Raw genomic sequence first — 19,379 nt, forward strand, 5'->3', positions numbered from 1 at the left:
CACGGCCAACGTGCACCTGAGCGTGGTATAGTAGAGTAAAAGCCACCTGGTCAGAGTGACCATAACGTCAGAGTAAGCGCTACAATGTCAGACAGCAACGGGCGACCACAGTTGCGCGCTCAGCGAAGGTATCGATAAAGCACGTTTCGCGTTCAGTATGCGCATAAGCGCCAACCGGACCGGTGGCACAGAGCGTCGGAATACCCATTGCCGATGTCCAGCCGGCATCTGAGCAGCCGCCGGTGAACTCTCCGTCCACCGAGAGGCCAATCTTCGCCGCTTGCTGCTTATACAGAGCCAGCAGCGATTCGCTGGCATGCTCTTCAAACGGCAGAAAGCCAGCGATTTTACTTAAGACCGCACGGGCGCCCTGTAAGCCATGTCCGGCGACGCACTGCTCCAGCAGCGCTTCAATTTCAGCCACCTGATCTAAACGCATAAAACGCACGTCCACTTTGGCCGAGGCAAACGGCGCCACCGTATTAGGCGTGGTCCCGCCTTCAATCACGCCCACGTTAGTGGTGATACCCTGCTCATAATCGGTCAGTTGATGAACAGCACTGATGATACGAGCTAAGGCTTCAATTGCGCTCGCCCCGTCCTGATGACACACGCCAGAGTGAGACGCCACGCCTGTCACTGCTATCTGATACGTGCCGCCGCCTTTGCGTGATTTCACCACATTACCGGACACCCGTCCCGGCTCAGCATTAAAGACTGCCGTGGCTGGCTTGAGGTATTTTTCAATCAGAGTTCGGCCCTTGGGTGAGCCTATCTCTTCATCTGCGGTAAAAAACAGATTGACCCGAAACGGCAGCGGCGTGACAGCATTCAGTTCATGGAACGCCATTAAAACAAACACGTTCATCACCAAGCCGGATTTCATATCGGCCACACCCGGCCCGAACGCCTGATCGCCTTCAATCCGAAACGGACGCTCTTTAACAGTACCGCCTTTAAATACGGTATCCATATGACCGGTCAGAAAAATGTTCTGCTCACTACCGCTGCCGACCGAGGCAAGCAGAGCATGGCTATCGTTTTCATCCAGCGCAGTCACCGCAATTCCGCTTTGTTCCAGTACCTGCTGCAATATGGCGCGTACTGCCTGCACGCCTTCCGGCTGATGGCTGAAAGAATCGATATTAACAATCTGGCCCAGTACCTCAACCATGCGGGGCTGATTTTCCTGCAACCAGGCCGCCAAAAAATCCATTGGTTCCTCAAGCTGCATCGCGCTTCTCCTTAATGGTGCTGCCGATTTCTGCCAGTTCCCAGAACACCCCTGCCATCATTTGTAACGCTTCTTTGGCAACCGAGCCCAGCATATGTTCATTCGGGCCGTGCTGTAAACACGCCGGATAAGAATGTGGAATCCAAACCGTTGGTAAACCTAACGTTTTAGCAAAACAGTCGTTCGGTAGAGAACCGCCCAGGTTAGGCAGCAATGTTGGCTGTTTGCCGGTCGTGCGCGCCACAGAATCAAGAATCCAGTCAACCCATGGGTCATCGGGATTAAGACGGGTCGCTTCCATTTGCACCACACCGGCGGCTTTGACTTCGACATCATCAAAGCCCTTTTCCAGCAGATGCGCTTTGATGTGCTCGAGGAAACGATTGCTGTCACTGCCGACCACGTAGCGGATTTGAGCATGCAGAGTCGCCGAACCAGGAATGGCATTGGCCGGTGATGCCGGGTTACCGGCTTTCATCGATAAGATCTCGAGCGTGTTCCAGCCAATTACACGTTCTGCAGGTGATAATCCGGGTTCACCCCAGTCAAGACAAATTTGCGGGTCGTTCGGCCCTGTGCCGACCGGAATATCCTCCACCGCTTTTTTCACCGCCTCGGGCAGCGATTGCGGCAACAGTCCCGGCACCAGAATGCGGCCTTTTGCATCCACCAGTGAGCCCCAGGCATGAGTCAAGCGCGTCGCGGCATTAGACAGCAGTCCGCCCCAGTTACCGGAGTGATGACTGCCATCGCGCAGTTTGACATTCAGGTCAAAATTGAGCGAACCGCGCGAGCCTAAAAACACGGTCGGCAGCTCAGCACCGGCACGCGGCCCGTCCGAGGCAATAAACAGATCGGCGGCCAGACGCTGCTTATTGAGCGCACAAAACTCGGCCAGACCGGGCGAGCCGGCTTCCTCGCCCATTTCCAGCAGCAGTTTGACGTTAAAGCCAAGTTTACCGCGCGTTTCCAGTACGGTTTTCAATGCCGCCAGGTTGACCGAGTGCTGGCCCTTGTTATCGGCCGTACCACGACCGAACCAGAAATCCCCTTCGACCGTCACCTGCCACGGCTGTAAACCATCACGCCACTCATCGTCATAGCCACGTACCACATCACCATGTCCATAGGTCAGCAGGGTAATGTCATCCGGGTTTTCAATCCGTTCGGCCAGCAGAAACGGCCAGGCAGCCGGGTCATCCGATGCCGGATTTGGCAGCACTTCGCAAGTAAAGCCCATCTCGGTTAAACACGGTATCATTTCATCGCGCAGATAATCGGTTAACGCAGGAAAACCATCCGGCGTCTGACTTTCACTGCGGATCGCCACCCGAGCGCTCAGCTCTTGTAGAAATTTACCTGAATCAAAGTATTTGGTGATCTGTTCAATCGCATTTTCACGACTCATAATGACTCCTTGAAGGCGTAGTACGTCCCACCCACCTTGGCGGACGCAGAGAGAAATTAAAGACTAATGAAGAAAGGACTCAGGTCAGTTTGAGCACGCTGACCTGAGGAACTGCTCAATCAATCGTGGCTGAAGCAATACTGGCTTAACTGGCCTCCTGCCAGTTTTCGATGTCCGGCAGACCCTGGCTTGGATCCGGCGTCAGTATCGAGGCCAACAGAGCACGGGTATAAGGATGCTGTGCATGATGGAAAATCTGCTCACAATCGCCCTGCTCAACCAGTTCGCCGCGATACATCACCATGACCCGGTCAGCCAGATGTTCCACTACCGCCAGGTTATGGCTGATAAACAGGTAGGTCAGCCCTAGTTCGCGTTTCAGTTCCAGCAGCAGGTTAAGGATCTGCGCCTGAACCGACACATCCAGTGCCGAGGTCGGCTCATCACAGACCAGAATTTTCGGTTTGAGAATCAAAGCACGCGCGATAGCCACACGCTGACGCTGACCACCCGACAACTGGCCCGGGTACTGCTCGAGTAAGCGCTCCGGTAAACCGACACGCTGGGCAATGTCGCGCACCTGCTGGTCCTGCTCGCTGCGGCTGCCGATGTTGTGTAGTTGCAGCGGCAGACGGATAATGTCGTCTATCTTTTTACGCGGATTGAGCGAAGAGTACGGGTCCTGAAACACCGGCTGAATCACTTTCGCCAACGCCAGTCGATCGCTCAGATCAATTTGCTTATCTTCGATCAGTACATCACCGTCACTGGGTGGCAGCAGGCCAAGAATCATCTTCGCCAGGGTACTTTTACCGCATCCCGACTCACCCACCAGACCCACCACTTCACCGGGTTTGATACGCAGTGAGACCTCATTGACCGCGGTAAAGCGGGTTTTCTCTTTCCACATCCCTTTCTTGATGTCGAAATGACGGGTCAAATTGCACAGTTCCAGAGCATAATCCATTATGACGCCTCCTGAATCGGATAAAGCTGATTGATACAACGTACCCAGTGTTCGCCGCCGGCCGACGCCAGTTCGACATCCTGCTGCGAACACTGCGCGCATGCACTCGGACACCGGTTAGCAAACGCGCAACCGGTCTGATTACCGATAAGGCTCGGCACCACGCCGGCAATGGTCGCTAATGTCTCGCCCGGTTTGGTTTTGCCCGGAATCGGAATACAGTTGATCAGCCCTTGGGTATAAGGGTGCTGCGGTGAGGTAAAAATCTGCTCTGTCGAAGCGGTTTCCACCACTTGTCCGGCGTACATCACCGCGACCCGGTCCGCAATCCGCGCGACCACGCCCAGATCATGGGTAATGAAAATCACCGCCGTACCAAACTCCTGTTGCAGTTCGCGGATCAGCTTGAGAATCTGAGCCTGAATAGTCACATCCAGCGCCGTGGTCGGCTCATCGGCGATGATCAGATCCGGTTCACACATCAGCGCCATGGCAATCATCACCCGCTGACGCAAGCCGCCGGACAGCTGATGCGGATACTGGTTCAGCCGCTCTTCCGGCATCGGCACCCCGGCACGTTCCAGCAGATAAATCGCCCGCTCACGCGCCTGCTGTCTGGTGACGTTTTTATGAGCCAGAATGCCTTCACACAGCTGATCGCCAAGCTTGTAAGACGGATTGAGCGAGGTCATCGGCTCCTGAAAAATCATCGACATACGCAGGCCACGCAGTGCATTACGTTCCTTTTTGCCTATCGTCAGCAAGTCGTGACCAGCAAAATTCAAGCTCTCGGCGCTGCACCGGGCGCGCTTAGGCAGCAGATCCATCAATGCCATTGACGTCATCGATTTACCACAGCCTGACTCACCGACGATACACAGCATTTCGCCCTTATTAACCGTCAGGTCAATGCCTCGTACTGCGTTGAGTGAGCCATTGGCTGTGGGCAGTGAAACGGTCAGTCCTTTAACATTCAATATCGGTTCCATCGTGTTTCTCCCTTTCATCCTTGAGCAGTTAACTGCGGTTTTGCGGCGCATTGAGGTCACGCAGACCATCACCAACCAGATTAATTGCCAGCACCAGAATCATCAGAGCTATACCGGGGATCGCGATAACCCAGGGCTGAAAGAACATATAAGATTTGCCTTCGGCCACCATCAGGCCCCACGATGGTAATGGGGGTTGTACACCCAATCCGAGGAAAGATAAGGTCGCTTCCAGCAAGATGGCATGCGCCATTTCCAGCGTCGCCACTACAATCAGAGGGCTGAGAATATTCGGCAGCAATTCGCGGGTCAGAATATAGGGCGTTGATGCGCCGAGCACCTTGGCTGAGGCGATAAACTCTGCTTCACGTAACTGCTGGGTCGTCGCTCTGGCCACCACCGCAAACCGGTCCCACAGCAACAGACCAAGCAGCACAATCACAATCTCGAGAGATCCCCCCACCAGGGAAGCCATCGCCAGTGCGACCAGAATCACCGGCATCGCCAGACGCGTGGTGATAAAGTAACTGATCACTGCATCAGTGCGGCCACCAAAGTAACCGGCCAGCACGCCCATCACGGTGCCGATCAAGCCCGAAATCGCCGCGGCCGCCAGACCGATCAAGAGTGAGATCTGCGCGCCGTACAGCAGGCGACTGAAGTAATCACGCCCCAGTTTATCGGTACCGAGAATATGCTCCCAACTGCCCTTTTCATTCCAGACTGGTGGAATCATGCGCTGGGTAACATCCTGTGCATATGGGTCGTGCGGGGCAATCAGCGGCGCGAGCAGCGCACTTAACGCTACGATAAGCAGTATACCCGCACCCAGTGCCAGGCTGTGATGACCAAGAATGTTATTGAGACCTTTGCGCCAGGCCGGCACTTCCGGCAGCGCTGAATTCGCGGATGATGACAATGTGATCGTACTCATCTTAACCTCCTTGTTAAGCGAAGCGTAATTTAGGGTCGAGCATGGCGTTAAGCAGGTCAGCCAGGAACGTCAGCACGATATAAAATACCGCAATCAGCAACACAATAGCCTGCACCACCGGATAGTCATTACGGGCAATGGAATCCCAGGCAAGCTGACCAAGGCCATGTAATGAAAACACGGACTCAATCACTATCGAACCACCGAGCATAAAACCCAGTTCCACCGCCATCAGCGCCACGACGGGAATGACCGCATTGCGCAGCGCATGTTTGACCACCACCCGAGTTTCACTGATGCCTTTGGCTCTTGCGGTACGAATATAATCCGAACCGAGCACTTCGAGCATCCCGGTCCGGGTCAGGCGCATGATCGACGGTGTGGCGTAATAACCGAGAGCAATAGCCGGCAGAATATAATGCTGCCAGGTGCCCGAGCCACCGGCCGGTAACCAGTGCAGATTGACGGCGAAGATGATGATGAGGACAAGGCCAAAGAAGAAGCTTGGCATCGCCTGACCGAACACCGCAATCATCAGCGCCACACGATCAATCCAGGTATCCTGTTTGATCGCGGCAATCACGCCGAGCGGAATGGCAACCAGAGTCGCAACAGCCAGGGCAATTGCACCCAGTGACAACGTCACTGGCAAACGTTCACTGATCAACTCAATAACCGAGTTGGTAAAATAGTAGGACTCACCAAAATCAAGTTGCAGCGCGCCCCATAACCAGTTGAAGTATTGCAGCGTCATCGGCTGATCCAGCCCGAACTGGACCCGGATCTGCTCGATTTGTTCGGAAGTGGCTTCCGGGCCGGCGATGGCGGTTGCCAAGTCTCCCGAAAGATGAAGTAACATAAAACAGACCACGGAAACGGTCAGTGCGACGCTGAGCGCCATGAGAAAGCGGCGTATGCAGTATCCCAACATGATGAACCTCCCTGTTCCATCACTCACATGATGAATTAAATGAAGCGTGTGATATCAGGGCTGCGTATTCACAAAATAGCGCAGCCCACAGTAAGGTTACTTCCAGCTTGCTTCCCAGAAGCGCGGCAGTTCATCCGGATACGCGGTAAAGTTCAGATCCGAGGTAAACGCGTAGTTACTGGTGAAAGAGAACATCGGCGCCCAGTAGGCATTTTCTGTGATACGCGAAATCGCTTTCTGATAGTACTCAATGCGCTCTTCCGGTTTGATGGAGGTATCGGCGATCTCCAGCCACTCTTTGACCTGAGCATCTTTGTCACCATCATCGGCACTGCCTTTGAAGTAGACACTGACCATAGCGGAAGCATCATTGATCGAGTATGAACCCCAGGTCTGGAACGACATCGGCACTTTACCGGCACGCAGTGAATCGCGCAGCGCCGCATAGTTCATGTATTTGAGTTTGGCTTTGATGCCGACTTTGCGCAGGTCGCCAATGATGGCTTCGGCATATTCGCGGTCGCGATATGCGTAAATATCGGTCTCAAAGCCATCCGGATAACCGGCTTCTGCCAGCAACTTCTTCGCGGTTTCAGGACTGTACTCATAGTGCTTGGCCGCCGATTCTTCACAACCAAACTGCTCAGGGAAACACGGCGTATACAGCGGGCGACTGCCTCCACGCACTAATTCATGCGCCAGACCATCGCGGTTGATGGCGTAGTTGACCGCTTCACGGACTTTGAGCTTCTTGAACGGCGAATCTTCTGAGTCTGTACCCAGGCTGTTCAGTGTCAGATAGCCTACCCGCATGGTCTCACTGCTCAGCACTGACAAATTCGGCATCATTTTCAATTGCTCTGCCTGATCCGACGGCACACGCCAGATCCAGTCAATCTGACCTGTCATTAACTGAGCAATCTGAGTGTCCGGATCCGGGATGAGAACAAACTTAAGATGACCAATACTTGGTTGCTTGATTGGGCTGTCAGCGAAGTAATTCGGGTTGAGCTTCATCTCCAGCGATTCACCATTGGTCACCTTGGTGATCTGGTAGGGGCCGGTGCCAATCGGCGCGTTGTTGAAGCCGGCTAACCCGACTTGTTTAAAGTATTTTTCCGGATAAATCGGCAGAGGGCCAGAGAGGTATTCTAAAGCGGCGGGGAAAGGTTGTTTGAGTTCGAATTCTACTGTGTAAGCGTCGATTTTGTTGACTTGTTTAATCCAGTTGATGTTTTGCAGTGTGACAACTTTGGAGTCGGGAGAAAGGCCGTAATTGAAGGTGAACGCGACGTCATCAGCAGTAAAGTCATCCCCATTCTGGAATTTAACCCCCTGACGCAACTTGAACACCAGATGGGTGGAATCTTTCCATTCCCATTCGGTCGCCAGCATAGGGAGGTAATTGCCCGTGGCCGGATCCCGATATATCAGGGTATCCCAGGCCAGATGCCCTAATACCGTCCCTTCGCGCAAATTGTTGTGGTACGGGCTGATATTTTCCGGCCAGCTGTTGGAGGCAAACACCAAGGTATCATCAGATTTGTTGGCCAGAGCACTGTGCGAACTCAGTGCCAGCGCACCGGTTACAGCCAGAGAGATTAGTTTTCTTGGAAACCACATAAGCACATCCTTATACTTAATTTAAAATCATCGACAAGTTGTTCACTGATATTTTCGATAAAACGATCCATAACATTTAAATTTATCTTGCTATTGAAAATACCAGCAATATTTATTCCACTTCCAGATTTTTAACCTCATCATCATTCACGACTTAGCCTTTAACTGCGTTAATATTCTTCGTCCATGAATGTGTAAATTTCATTAACTCCTTTTTGATGACCTTTAAATTAATGCTAGTTAAAACTCTCAATTGCCACAATTAGAGAATTAGCAATATTCCATTGCCGTTCTGGCAAACATATTGCTTTATCAAGACTTAACCGTGCCATCACCTGAACGACACAGAGGAGAACTTCATGGCAGCCGTTCACCAGCTTACTTCGCCGTCGCTACGCTACTTTCTTGAAGTCGCCCGTTGCGGCTCGATCAGCGAAGCCTCGTTGCACCTTAATGTGGCAACCAGCGCCATAAGCAGGCAAATTACCGGTCTGGAAGATTTACTCGGTACACCCCTGTTCGAGCGCCGCCCGCGCGGTATGGTATTGAGTACTGCCGGTGAGCTGCTGACAGTCTACGCACGTAAAGTGATACTGGAGACAGACCGGGTTTTGGGGGAAATCGAAGCGTTAGAAGGATTGCAAAAAGGTCAGGTCACCATCGCCACAACCGAAGGGTTTGCAATGGAATTTTTGCCCAACGTGATCAGTAGCTATCAGAAGTTCTTTCCGAGAATTCATTTTAAATTAGAAGTTTACCCGCCGATTAAAGTCTCAGAAGCGATTCGTAATGGTGATGCTGACATTGGCATTGCGTTTAGCCTTAACCCGATAGCGGATATCCGGGTGGTGCACACCCAGCCAGCGCCGATTCATGCAATTGTCCATCCGGATCATCCTTTAGCCAGTAAAAAGCGCATCAGTATTGCCCAGTTACTCGCCTACCCGATTGCGATTCCTTATCCGAATACGACCCTGCGCCAACTGTTTGATATTTGCGTCAGTCAACAGCAACTGACCTATGAGCCTGCGCTGGTCAGTTCTTATATGTCAGCGCTGAATCAGTTTGTGATCAACGGGGCGGGGGTCTCTCTGTCCGGAGAAATATCCGTCCGACAGTTGATCAAAAATGGCAGGATGAAAGCCATCCCGATTACCGACAAAGCGATGGGATTGAGAAATATTGAATTACAAGTTTTAGCGGGCAGAACACTCCCCAAAGCGGTGCAATCTGTGCTCGAATTTTTAATTAACCAGCTAGAACCAAACCGGTGAAAAATTATTTTAATATGATGGTGACTTAAAAATAAATTCATACAACCACAAGAAAAAATTTATTTACACCGTCATAAACCAGTAATGATAAACATTACTATTTATATTGAATCGACCATTAACACCACTGTGTTTAATAAAATTATATCAACGCAAAAAGCCTCGCTCAGCGAGGCCTTAAATAATTATGCCAACTTTAGCTACGGTGTCATGTTAATATTAACCGTTACGGTAGATGTAGCTGTAAGCGTTGATAGCCGGTACGCCGCCCAGGTGCGCATACAGAACTTTAGATCCTTTCGGGAAGAAGCCTTTACGGGTCAGATCAATCAGGCCCTGCATCGATTTACCCTCATAAACCGGATCCGTCATCATCCCTTCCGTGCGGGCTGCGATACGGATGGCTTCATTGGTCTCTTCAGATGGCACACCGTACTCCGGATAAGCGTAATCATCAATGATGACAATGTCTTCTTCGGTGATTGGTGTCGACAGTTCGACTAAATCAGCCGTATTCTGAGCGATACGCAGGACCTGAGCATGGTTTTGTTGCGGCGTTGCCGACGCATCAATACCAATCACATTACGCGCACGGCCGTCAGCAGCAAAGCCCACCACCATACCTGCCATCGTTGAACCAGTAACAGTACACACGACGATGTAATCGAACTTGATGCCCATCTCTTGTTCCTGCTGACGGACTTCTTCAGCAAACTGAACATAACCCAGGCCCCCGTATTTATGTTCCGAGGCACCAGCAGGAATCGGATAAGGCTTACCCCCTTTCGCTTCCACATCCGCCAGCGCATTTTTCCAGCTTTCGCGAATGCCGATGTCAAAGCCATCATTGACCAGTTCAACCTCGGCACCCATCACCCGGCTCATGAGAATATTTCCGACCCGATCGTACACTGCATCCTGAAACGGTACCCAGCTTTCCTGTACCAGACGGCACTTCATGCCAATTTTCGCGGCGGTTGCTGCCACTAAGCGGGTATGGTTAGACTGCACACCACCAATGGTAACCAGGGTATCAGCCCCTGACGCAATCGCATCTGGCACAATGTACTCCAGTTTACGAATTTTGTTACCACCAAACGCCAGGCCACAGTTACAGTCTTCGCGCTTGGCATAAATGTCGACATCGCCACCGAGAAACTCAGACAAACGGCTCAGCTTTTCAATTGGGGTTGGGCCAAAAGTGAGCGGGTAACGTTCAAATTTTTCCAGATTCATGGGCAATCTCCTTATTGTCGCCTGATTCCGATTTCATCAGCAGACATTGTCTGCCGTCTATGGATACAGACTACCCAAACCCACGAGAAATGTGCTTTCTAATTTCGAATTATTTTTAATCAATTATTTCCATAAATACCCATTAGTGTTTAAATAAAAATCATATGTATCGATATTATGGAAGGTTCTTTCATGAACATTTCGTTAGATAAGACCGATCGCAAACTACTGCAACTGTTGCAGCAGGACGGACGCAAGAGCAATGCTGAACTGGCTGAGTTGGCCAACATCAGTCCCGCGACCTGTCACCGCCGGGTCGATCGGCTATTTAAACAAGGCGTGGTAAAATCAGTGCGCGCGGAATTAAATCCGGCCGATATTGACCTGGGGGCACTGGTTATCGTCGGCGTGGTGCTGGACCGCTCTACCCCGGAAAGCTTTGCTGAATTTGAAGCCGCGATTGTGAAACTCAAAATGATCATTGACTGTCAGTTGGTCGCCGGTGAGTTTGATTATTTTCTCAAAATCCGCGTAAAGGACATGGCAAGCTTCAATCAACTGCACGCCAATCATTTATTGGCTCTGCCCGGCGTACGTCAAATCCGCACCTTTTTTGTGATGAAAGAAGTCAAAGAGAATGCACCACTGGCGTTTTGAGCCAGACGAAATTGAGGCTGGATTCAGGAACGTGGTGAGTTACCCACCGCAGTATCCGACTCTATAGAACCCAAACGCGCCAAACGTGATGATTTGTGCCGCTCCTGATGCAGGATGCGCTGCGCACAACGCTCAATGCGCAATAGTTCATAATCCAGTCCGTTATAGTGCTGGGTTTCAAAATGGACGATGACCCGGCGCATACTGCGGATCAACTTGGTATCGTCACTGTCGATGGTTTGATAAGGGTCGAGGCTGAGACGTACCCGGACCCGCAGCTGATTCAATTCTCGCACATCCTGGGCAAAGACTTTCTCAGCCAGCAAGCGGTCTAAATCTTTAACGCTGTAGTAATGCTTCATCGCTAATGCACTGAAAGCAGAGACATCTTGCTTGAGTTGCGCCTGCCACGCCATTCGGTGCCGTGCATAACTGTGCGCCAGGCGATCTCGCCGCCCATGCTGACCGACTTGATAAACCACCCAAACTGTCAGCAACAGTACCAGCAGCCCTGCCACCAGCAAGAATCCATGTGATGCAAGAGTTTGCGCGTCCAATGCCGCCTCCATCCCCGGTCCAGATCCGGATAACCTCTTTGTGAATCTATGCTCAAAAGTGTAGTCGATAGCGCTTGAGATGCTGCGACCAAAAAATACTCCGATAGTCAGACAGTTTTGCGACGCGCATAAAAAACCACCGCATAATGCGGTGGTTCAGATAATTCTTTGGCTTGAACGGATTAAACCGTCGTTAACCCATCAGGCCTTGTTTCGCCAGATACTCATCGTAAGTACCGTGGAAATCGTTCACACCTTCTTTGGTGATCTCGATGATGCGCGTTGCAATCGATGATACGAACTGACGGTCATGGGAAACAAACAGCAGTGTGCCTTTGTAGTTTTCCAGAGCCAGGTTCAATGCTTCAATCGATTCCATATCCATGTGGTTGGTTGGTTCGTCCATCAGCAGGATGTTTGGCTTTTGCATAATCAGCTTACCAAACAGCATACGACCCTGTTCACCACCAGAAATCACTTTTACCGATTTCTTGATATCATTTTGTGAGAACAGCATACGACCCAGAATACCGCGCACGGTCTGCTCATCATCGCCCTCTTTCTTCCACTGACCCATCCAGTCCAGCAGTGACATATCTTCACTAAAGTCGTGAGCGTGGTCCTGCGCGTAGAAACCGATGTTGTTGTTTTCAGACCACTTGATCATACCCGCCATCGGTTCCATCGCACCAGCCAGGGTGTTCAGCAGGGTTGATTTACCAATACCGTTTTCACCGATGATGGCGATACGCTCACCCACTTCAACCATCAGATTCACACCGTTAAACAGAATGTTCTCTTCGTAACCCTGTTTCAGACCTTCGACTTCCAGTGCGTTACGGAACAGCTCTTTTTCCTGCTCAAAACGAATGAACGGCGACTGACGGCTGGACGGCTTTACTTCATCAAGCTGGATTTTATCCAGTTGCTTCTGACGTGATGTCGCCTGCTTCGCTTTTGATGCATTAGCCGAGAAGCGGCTTACGAAGGTTTGCAGCTCAGCAATCTGTGCTTTCTTCTTCGCGTTATCAGCATGCAGACGCTCACGGGCTTGTTCTGCCGCAATCATGTACTGATCGTAGTTACCGTGGAACAGACGCAGTTCACCATAATCCAGATCCGCCATATGCGTACATACGGTGTTGAGGAAGTGACGGTCGTGCGAGATGATGATCATGGTGCAGTTACGCGCCAGCAGAGTTTGTTCCAGCCAGGCGATGGTGTGCATGTCCAGGTTGTTGGTTGGTTCGTCAAGCAGCAGGATCTCTGGCTGCGCAAACAAAACCTGTGCCAACAGCACTCGCAGTTTCAGGCCAGGAGCCACTTCACTCATCAGACCGAAGTGTTGCTCTTCCGGGATACCCAGGCCAAGCAGCAATTCACCGGCACGCGCTTCAGCCGAGTAACCGTCCATTTCAGCGAATTCAGTTTCAAGATCGCCCACACGCATTCCGTCTTCATCGGTCATTTCCGGCAAAGCGTAAATACGATCGCGCTCTTCTTTTACCTTCCACAGCTCTTTGTGACCCATGATCACTGTATCGATGACAGTGAATGCTTCGAAGGCAAACTGATCCTGACCAAGTTTGGCCATACGTTCATTCGGATCCTTTGCAACCGAACCAGAAGACGGCTCCAGTTCACCGCCAAGGATTTTCATAAACGTGGATTTACCACAACCGTTCGCACCGATCAGGCCGTAACGGTTACCATTACCAAATTTAATCGAGATATTTTCAAATAATGGCTTATCGCCAAATTGCATGGTGATGTTTGCAGTCGTTAGCACAGGGAATCCCAAGTTGTTGGATTGTAAATAAGCGAAAAGTTGGCACTGGCCAACTTTTCAAAGTAATCGGATTCTATCAGTTTTTGTGATTAACATCACCCCTAAAAAGCACATTGATAATCAAAGCATCGCTGCGGCGTGAGGCGGCTAAATCAAGATTATCACTAAATCACTTTTCATATATTGTACAGCCGATTCATTCATTGCTATGCTGCGCTCGTTAGTCGGGGGGCCATTTGGCTGAGATCGCAAAGCGAGACCCGTTGAACCTGATTCAGTTAATACTGGCGTAGGGAACTAATCCAATCGCATGGCTCCATCGATTGATTATCTTGTGCTGTGATACGGTATCCGTATTTCTGCACCAGACTGTTCCTGCGCACGACACCCAGCAAGGAACAGTGATGAACCCAATCCAGTCAGTCTCTGCACGACTCAATGTCATTCCAGTCAGTCACCCGAACAGTGCGTTGAGCTTTGCTCACGTCGAACTGTGTTTCCCTGTGATTGAACAAGGGAATCAGCGTGCATAACTCATCCCCTGTCCTTGCCATCGAGGATTTAACGGTGCGCTACGCGCAGCAACCGCAGCCTACTCTGCACCGGCTCAGTCTGGAGCTGGGTGTCGGCCAATGGAATTGCATCCTCGGTCAGAGCGGTTGCGGTAAAACCACTCTGCTCAAATATCTCGCCGGGCTGCTGCCAGCCGAATGTGAAATCAGTGGCGGACGGCAAGCGCAGGCGGGTTCAGGCCTCTCAGGCAATATCGCCTATATGGCGCAACAGGATCTGTTGCTGCCGTGGCTGAGTGTACTGGATAATGTCTGCCTTGCAGCGCGTCTGAAAAATCAAGCCTGCCGGCAGGTCATCACCAAAGCCAAGCATCTGCTTGAACTAGTGGGCCTAACTTCAGCTATCCATCACAAGCCCGGGCAGCTTTCCGGCGGGATGCGTCAGCGGGTCGCTCTGGCCAGAACCTTATTGCAGGATAAGCCGGTCGTGCTGATGGATGAGCCTTTTTCAGCGCTGGATGCCGTGACGCGTCATCAGCTGCAGCAGCTCTCTCACCAGTTGCTGGCTGGAAAAACCGTGGTGCTGATTACCCACGATCCGGCCGAGGCCTGCCGGTTGGCTGATCGCCTGTTTATTCTGGAAAAGAGCCTGGACAAAAACGCCGCCCGTCTTGAGTCACTCAACTTACCGGTCACGCCAGCCCCCAGAGACTATGACCAGGCAACCACAGAATTACACAATCAGATTTTTGCCCGCTTGGGAGCCCGTCATGCTTAATCATCCATTCATGCACAGCTCAGCGGCAGCCCAACCACGCCGACTTGCGCGTCTTATCCAACTGACGTTAACCGTGATATTTATTCTGGCGTTATGGCAGGGTGCTATCGCTGTTTTTGAATTGCCGAGCTTTATTTTGCCCAGCCCCCAGCAAGTCTTCCTTAAAGTGCTGGCACGCTACGATGTCCTGCTGGCCCATGGTTGGGTGACGTTACAGGAAATCCTGTTTGGTCTGCTGCTCGGTTTGAGCTGCGGCTTATTTTTCGCCTTGCAGATGCTGCTGTTTCAACCCGTGAAACGCTGGTTATTACCGGTTCTTATCATCAGCCAGGCGATACCGGTATTCGCTCTGGCCCCGATTTTTATGCTGTGGCTCGGTTACGGCATTGCTTCGAAAGTGGTGATAGCGGCAATCATTATCTTCTTCCCGATGACCACCTGCGCCTATGACGGTTTAACTTCCACCCCGCAGGGTTACCTGGATCTGGCCAAAACCATGAACGCGACCCGCTGGCAAACCCTGATTCAACTGCAAATTCCGCATGCGCTGCCGTCGATAGCGTCTGGCATTCGGGTGGCCTGTGTTGTCGCCCCCATCGGCGCGATCACCGGCGAATGGGTCGGGTCCAGCTCAGGATTAGGCTATTTGATGCTGCAGGCCAATGCCCGCATGATGATCAGTGAAATGTTTGCGGCTCTGCTGGTGTTATCACTGATTTCACTCTCACTCTATTTTTCCGTCGACCTACTACTCAAGCGATGGATCCCCTGGAAACCTTAAACGTATAGGAATACCCCGTGTTTAAAAATCTGATTACCTCACTAAGCTTGCTCAGCCTGACGGCGTTTGCCGCCCCGGCCAGTGCAGAAACGTTGTCCCTGATGCTCGATTGGTTCGTCAACCCGAACCATGGCCCGATCGTGATCGCCAAGCAGAAAGGCTACTTTGAGCAGCATGGCATTGACGTCGACATCCAGGAGCCAGCAGACCCGAGTACTCCCCCTAAACTGGTCGCAGCCAATAAAGTCGATTTGGCGATCACCTACCAGCCCAACCTGACCATGGACGTGGCAGAAGGGCTGCCGCTGGTGCGCACTGCCACCTTAATCGCCACACCGCTCAACGCCCTGATGATGCTGGATAACGGACAGCAGCCAGAGTTAAAAGATCTGAAAGGGAAGAAAATCGGTATCGCTCTGGCCGGCAATGAAGAAGCTAACGTAGGAACCATGCTGCGCTCTGCAGGGGTTAGCTATTCCGATGTGAACATCATTAACGTCGGCTGGGCACTTTCTGCATCCCTTGCCTCAGGCAAAGTGGATGCGATTTGGGGCGGACTACGTAATTTCGAGACTAACCAACTGGCGCTGGAAGGCTATAAGGCCGTCTCATTTTACCCGGAAGAACATGGTGTACCCAGTTACGACGAGCTGGTGATTGTTGCCAACCACGATCACTATAACCAGAAAGCGATTGGCGCATTTAATCAGGCACTGCAGCAGGCGGTCACGTACATCGTTAATCACCCTGAACAGGCGTGGCGTGATTTCGTCGCTTACTCACCCGATACACTGGATAATGAGCTCAATCATAAAGCCTGGCAAGATACCCTGACCCGCTTTGCCCTGCGCCCGGCTGCTGCTGATCTGCAACGCTACGATCAATACGCGGAGTTTTTGTATCAGCACAAGCTGATCGCTAAGCTGCCGGCAGCAGCAGACTACGTGGTGACACTTAAATAACCGCTCTGCAGCCAGTGTTTTGAATATATCCGCTTAACACTGGCTGCCTGTGCGACACTTAGTACTTGATATACACTCTTTCCGGTCGCCCTACTTTACCGTACTCATTCTGACTGACGATCAAACCATGAGTTGAGCAGTACTCGAGATACCGGCGCGCGGTGGTTTTACTGACACCGGTACTCTGACTGACATGTTCAACGGTAAACTTTTGCCCGCTATGGCGGGAAAAGTGGCTGATAAAACGGTCTAAAGTGACCTGCTCAATCCCTTTGGGCAACAAATTAACCTGCTGTTTTCGGTGCTGCAGGTTAAACAGATCATCAATATGCTTCTGATTGAGATTGTCGTACGCTTTCATCGCATTGTTGAGGTTGAGATAACGCTGCAAGGTTTCTTGAAAGCGGTCGAATGAGATCGGTTTGAGTAAATAGTCAAAACATCCCAGTTGCATGGCTTCACGCACCGAATCAACATCGTCGGTGGCGGTAATCAGTACCACATCCATTTTTCTTTTCTTTTTCTGGCTGATCAGATCACGATATAAATCGATACCGAGACCATCTGGCAGATAGTTATCGAGCAGAATCAGTTGCGGCTGATAAGCCTGAATGATGGTTTGGGCGGTTTTTAGGGTTTCGGCTATTCCGACAATCTGAAATCGAGTCGTGGTCTTAATGATCTCCTGATAGATTTGGGTAATGTTAGGATCATCCTCGATGATAACAACGTCTATTTTGTCCATTTCACTTCCTCGTTCCAAAACGGCTTTAAGGCCAAGCCCCTGCCCCCAAAGGCATCAGCGTAACACGTGAGCCTTTTATCCCCGGACTGCGGTACACCCGCAGCCGGGAAGGCCCGCGTCTGGTTCGGAATTAAAGCCGATAATTGTGCTGACCCGACTGCAATGGCATCTCATCCAATACCGGGCGTTTTATGTTTATATTTATGGTTATGGTTATGGTTTTAGCGATAGTTATGAGTTTATGGTTCAAGCGGGCTATTCGGGATAAAGACCGAAAAGATACATCCCTGCGGAATGGCATCATCAATGTTGATAAAGCCACCGGCCTGTTCCACATGCCGTTCAACCAGATACAAACCGATGCCATGATTGGCAGCATCGGCTTTACGGGTCGAACCTCTGGCAAAAATAGCCGTCTTCTCTTGCGCGCTTAATCCTGTGCCATTATCTGATATTTCGATGAGCAGATCCTGGCCGGCATCCGTGATCAGAACCCCCACTTCAGGGGCTGCGACACCGCTCAGACGACAGGAATCAAACGCGTTATCGATCAAATTGCCTAAAATAGTACACAGCTGATTTTCATCCAGTTTTCCTTTCAGCGCTAAAAGCTGGCAAGTCGGATCCAAATTCAGTGTGATCCCCAGCTCTTTTGCTCTCAGGGCTTTGCCCAGCAAAAATGCCGCGACCTGATTGAGTAAAATAGCCTGCTTAATAAAATCCAGGGTAGCCTGCTTGTCATCGCTTTCACTGTTGATGAGCTGCAGCGCTTCATCCGCCTTACCCATTTTTAATAATCCGGCCAGAGTGGTCAGTTTGTTAGAAAACTCATGCCGTAATACGCGCAAATTATCACTGTACTGTTTAATCTGGGTCAGGCTGGCACTCACCGCATGAATATCGTTCTGTTCGCGAAAACTGATGACCCAACCGACCAGTTCATCGCCATGCATGACCGGCTCGCGATTCGCGACAATTTGAAATCCATTGAGCTGATAGAATTCATCTTTTGGCTGACGACGCAACGGATTCAACTCGGTTTGCTCCAGCCAGGCGCAGTCATCGAGATAATCAGCGATGTTCGCCTGATACCGGTTCGCCGCTGCTTCCGGTAAATATTGCTGCGCTGAGGGGTTAACGATCATCATTTGACCTTGGCGGTCCACCGCTATGATACCTTCATAAACCGCATTGAGAATTGAGCGCTGGATTTCCCAGGAGAGAGCTATCTGCTCCGGCTCCATATTGTTCATTTGTTTCTGAATGTGGCGGGTAAACAGCCACACCGATGCAAACACCAAAATCAGTAAAACCAGCATGTCCACTATGAGAGGCTGCAAATACTCTTTCAGCCAGTGATCAAAGCGAGTCAGCAGATATCCCACTGAAACGACACCAATGATCTGCCCACTGGCATTCTTGATCGGTGCTTTTCCGCGTACACCATAGCCAAGGAACCCCTCTCTTAATGAGGTGTAAGACTCGCCGCGCAGTAAGGCGCCATCATTATCGCCCCCTTGCATCGCACGCCCAATCCGGTCATCCACCGGATGAAACAGACGAATGCCATTTTGGTCACCAATGACAATAAAACTGGCATCTGAATCCCGCATCAACCGTTCTGCAATCACCCTGATGGTGTGCTTATCCCGGCGCCCGACGCTGGCAATCAACTCGGGATCGCTGGCAATTTCCCTAGCCTGAATCAGGGCGCGGGTTCTGACCTGGTGATCCACCGAAGAGGATAAAGTCTGATAGAACCCCCAGGCCATCACCAATGCCTGGATCAGCAATAAGGTCAGTAACAACAGAAAAATTTTATTTCTGAAACGCCAGCGCACCGGCACAGAGCCTAAAACAGGACGGCTCGATAACAAGCTGTGGGTCTTTTTAACAGGGGCTTGGCTTGGGATCGTCATAGGTGAGACAACATCAGATATACAACAACAAAGGCCCGCAAGAATAACACGGAGGTAACAGGATGGCATTTGGTTGAAACATA

18 protein-coding genes and 1 riboswitch are annotated in these 19,379 nt (G+C 51.1%); of the genes, 6 read left to right on the forward strand and 12 right to left on the reverse strand.

The window, feature by feature from the left end:
- Positions 1-79 precede the first annotated feature (79 nt).
- The 7 genes from E6C74_RS18320 to E6C74_RS18350 form a co-directional block, all read right to left on the reverse strand.
- Positions 80-1,234 (reverse strand): M20 family metallopeptidase, encoded by a 1,155-nt coding sequence (locus E6C74_RS18320; protein ID WP_206208445.1) that lies wholly within the window; start codon positions 1,232-1,234, stop codon positions 80-82.
- Entirely contained in the window at positions 1,224-2,642 is a 1,419-nt protein-coding gene (locus E6C74_RS18325) for a M20 family metallopeptidase (protein WP_136487500.1), read from the reverse strand. Before E6C74_RS18325 ends, E6C74_RS18320 begins: the two co-directional genes overlap by 11 nt.
- Positions 2,643-2,787: 145 nt before the next feature.
- Positions 2,788-3,609, reverse strand: coding sequence for an ATP-binding cassette domain-containing protein (locus E6C74_RS18330; RefSeq protein WP_136487501.1), 822 nt, complete (start codon positions 3,607-3,609; stop codon positions 2,788-2,790).
- Positions 3,609-4,598, reverse strand: coding sequence for an ABC transporter ATP-binding protein (locus tag E6C74_RS18335; protein ID WP_136487502.1), 990 nt, complete (start codon positions 4,596-4,598; stop codon positions 3,609-3,611). Before E6C74_RS18335 ends, E6C74_RS18330 begins: the two co-directional genes overlap by 1 nt.
- Positions 4,599-4,626: 28 nt before the next feature.
- Positions 4,627-5,532 carry an ABC transporter permease gene (locus E6C74_RS18340; protein WP_136487503.1) on the reverse strand — a complete coding sequence of 302 codons (906 nt, stop codon included), beginning with the start codon at positions 5,530-5,532 and terminating at the stop codon, positions 4,627-4,629.
- Positions 5,533-5,545: 13 nt separating this feature from the next.
- Entirely contained in the window at positions 5,546-6,463 is a 918-nt protein-coding gene (locus E6C74_RS18345) for an ABC transporter permease (RefSeq protein ID WP_136487504.1), read from the reverse strand.
- 96 nt (positions 6,464-6,559) lie between these two features.
- Complete coding sequence (locus E6C74_RS18350; RefSeq protein ID WP_136487505.1) at positions 6,560-8,086, reverse strand: ABC transporter substrate-binding protein; 1,527 nt, start codon at positions 8,084-8,086, stop codon at positions 6,560-6,562.
- Positions 8,087-8,445: 359 nt separating this feature from the next.
- On the opposite strand from E6C74_RS18350, the gene E6C74_RS18355 reads away from it, so the two are divergent.
- Positions 8,446-9,360, forward strand: a complete 915-nt coding sequence (locus E6C74_RS18355; protein ID WP_136487506.1) for a LysR family transcriptional regulator — start codon at positions 8,446-8,448, stop codon at positions 9,358-9,360.
- Positions 9,361-9,579: 219 nt separating this feature from the next.
- On the opposite strand, the gene E6C74_RS18360 is transcribed toward E6C74_RS18355, so the two are convergent.
- On the reverse strand, positions 9,580-10,596 hold the full coding sequence (locus E6C74_RS18360) for a 1-aminocyclopropane-1-carboxylate deaminase (RefSeq protein ID WP_136487507.1): 1,017 nt from the start codon (positions 10,594-10,596) through the stop codon (positions 9,580-9,582).
- Positions 10,597-10,788: 192 nt separating this feature from the next.
- On the opposite strand from E6C74_RS18360, the gene E6C74_RS18365 reads away from it, so the two are divergent.
- Positions 10,789-11,253 (forward strand): Lrp/AsnC ligand binding domain-containing protein, encoded by a 465-nt coding sequence (locus E6C74_RS18365; protein WP_240798218.1) that lies wholly within the window; start codon positions 10,789-10,791, stop codon positions 11,251-11,253.
- 23 nt (positions 11,254-11,276) lie between these two features.
- Here the strand turns inward: E6C74_RS18365 and E6C74_RS18370 are convergent, their stop codons facing one another.
- Positions 11,277-11,810: a hypothetical protein gene (locus tag E6C74_RS18370; RefSeq protein ID WP_136487509.1), complete on the reverse strand. Its 534-nt coding sequence runs from the start codon at positions 11,808-11,810 to the stop codon at positions 11,277-11,279.
- A gap of 193 nt (positions 11,811-12,003) precedes the next feature.
- Complete coding sequence (locus E6C74_RS18375; RefSeq protein WP_136487510.1) at positions 12,004-13,599, reverse strand: ABC-F family ATPase; 1,596 nt, start codon at positions 13,597-13,599, stop codon at positions 12,004-12,006.
- A gap of 215 nt (positions 13,600-13,814) precedes the next feature.
- Positions 13,815-13,912: riboswitch (TPP riboswitch) on the forward strand.
- A gap of 91 nt (positions 13,913-14,003) precedes the next feature.
- On the opposite strand from E6C74_RS18375, the gene E6C74_RS21240 reads away from it, so the two are divergent.
- The 4 genes from E6C74_RS21240 to E6C74_RS18390 are packed head-to-tail and all read left to right on the forward strand — an operon-like array spanning position 14,004 to position 16,632.
- Positions 14,004-14,132 (forward strand): hypothetical protein, encoded by a 129-nt coding sequence (locus tag E6C74_RS21240; protein ID WP_276605447.1) that lies wholly within the window; start codon positions 14,004-14,006, stop codon positions 14,130-14,132.
- 34 nt (positions 14,133-14,166) lie between these two features.
- A complete protein-coding gene (locus E6C74_RS18380; protein WP_240798222.1) occupies positions 14,167-14,889 on the forward strand; it encodes an ABC transporter ATP-binding protein in 723 nt (240 codons plus the stop codon).
- Positions 14,882-15,670, forward strand: coding sequence for an ABC transporter permease (locus E6C74_RS18385; protein WP_136487512.1), 789 nt, complete (start codon positions 14,882-14,884; stop codon positions 15,668-15,670). The genes E6C74_RS18380 and E6C74_RS18385 overlap by 8 nt, the downstream gene beginning before the upstream one ends.
- A 17-nt stretch (positions 15,671-15,687) precedes the next feature.
- A complete protein-coding gene (locus E6C74_RS18390) occupies positions 15,688-16,632 on the forward strand; it encodes an ABC transporter substrate-binding protein (protein WP_240798219.1) in 945 nt (314 codons plus the stop codon).
- A 58-nt stretch (positions 16,633-16,690) separates the two neighbouring features.
- Here E6C74_RS18390 and E6C74_RS18395 read toward each other — a convergent pair whose 3' ends face one another.
- Both E6C74_RS18395 and E6C74_RS18400 read right to left on the reverse strand, forming a co-directional pair.
- On the reverse strand, positions 16,691-17,377 hold the full coding sequence (locus E6C74_RS18395; RefSeq protein WP_136487513.1) for a response regulator: 687 nt from the start codon (positions 17,375-17,377) through the stop codon (positions 16,691-16,693).
- A 239-nt stretch (positions 17,378-17,616) separates the two neighbouring features.
- Positions 17,617-19,254: a sensor histidine kinase gene (locus E6C74_RS18400; protein ID WP_240798220.1), complete on the reverse strand. Its 1,638-nt coding sequence runs from the start codon at positions 19,252-19,254 to the stop codon at positions 17,617-17,619.
- Positions 19,255-19,379: the final 125 nt, after the last annotated feature.

Origin of the sequence: Vibrio sp. H11 (genome assembly GCF_004804295.1) — a bacterium.
Taxonomy (GTDB): domain Bacteria; phylum Pseudomonadota; class Gammaproteobacteria; order Enterobacterales; family Vibrionaceae; genus Vibrio; species Vibrio ostreae.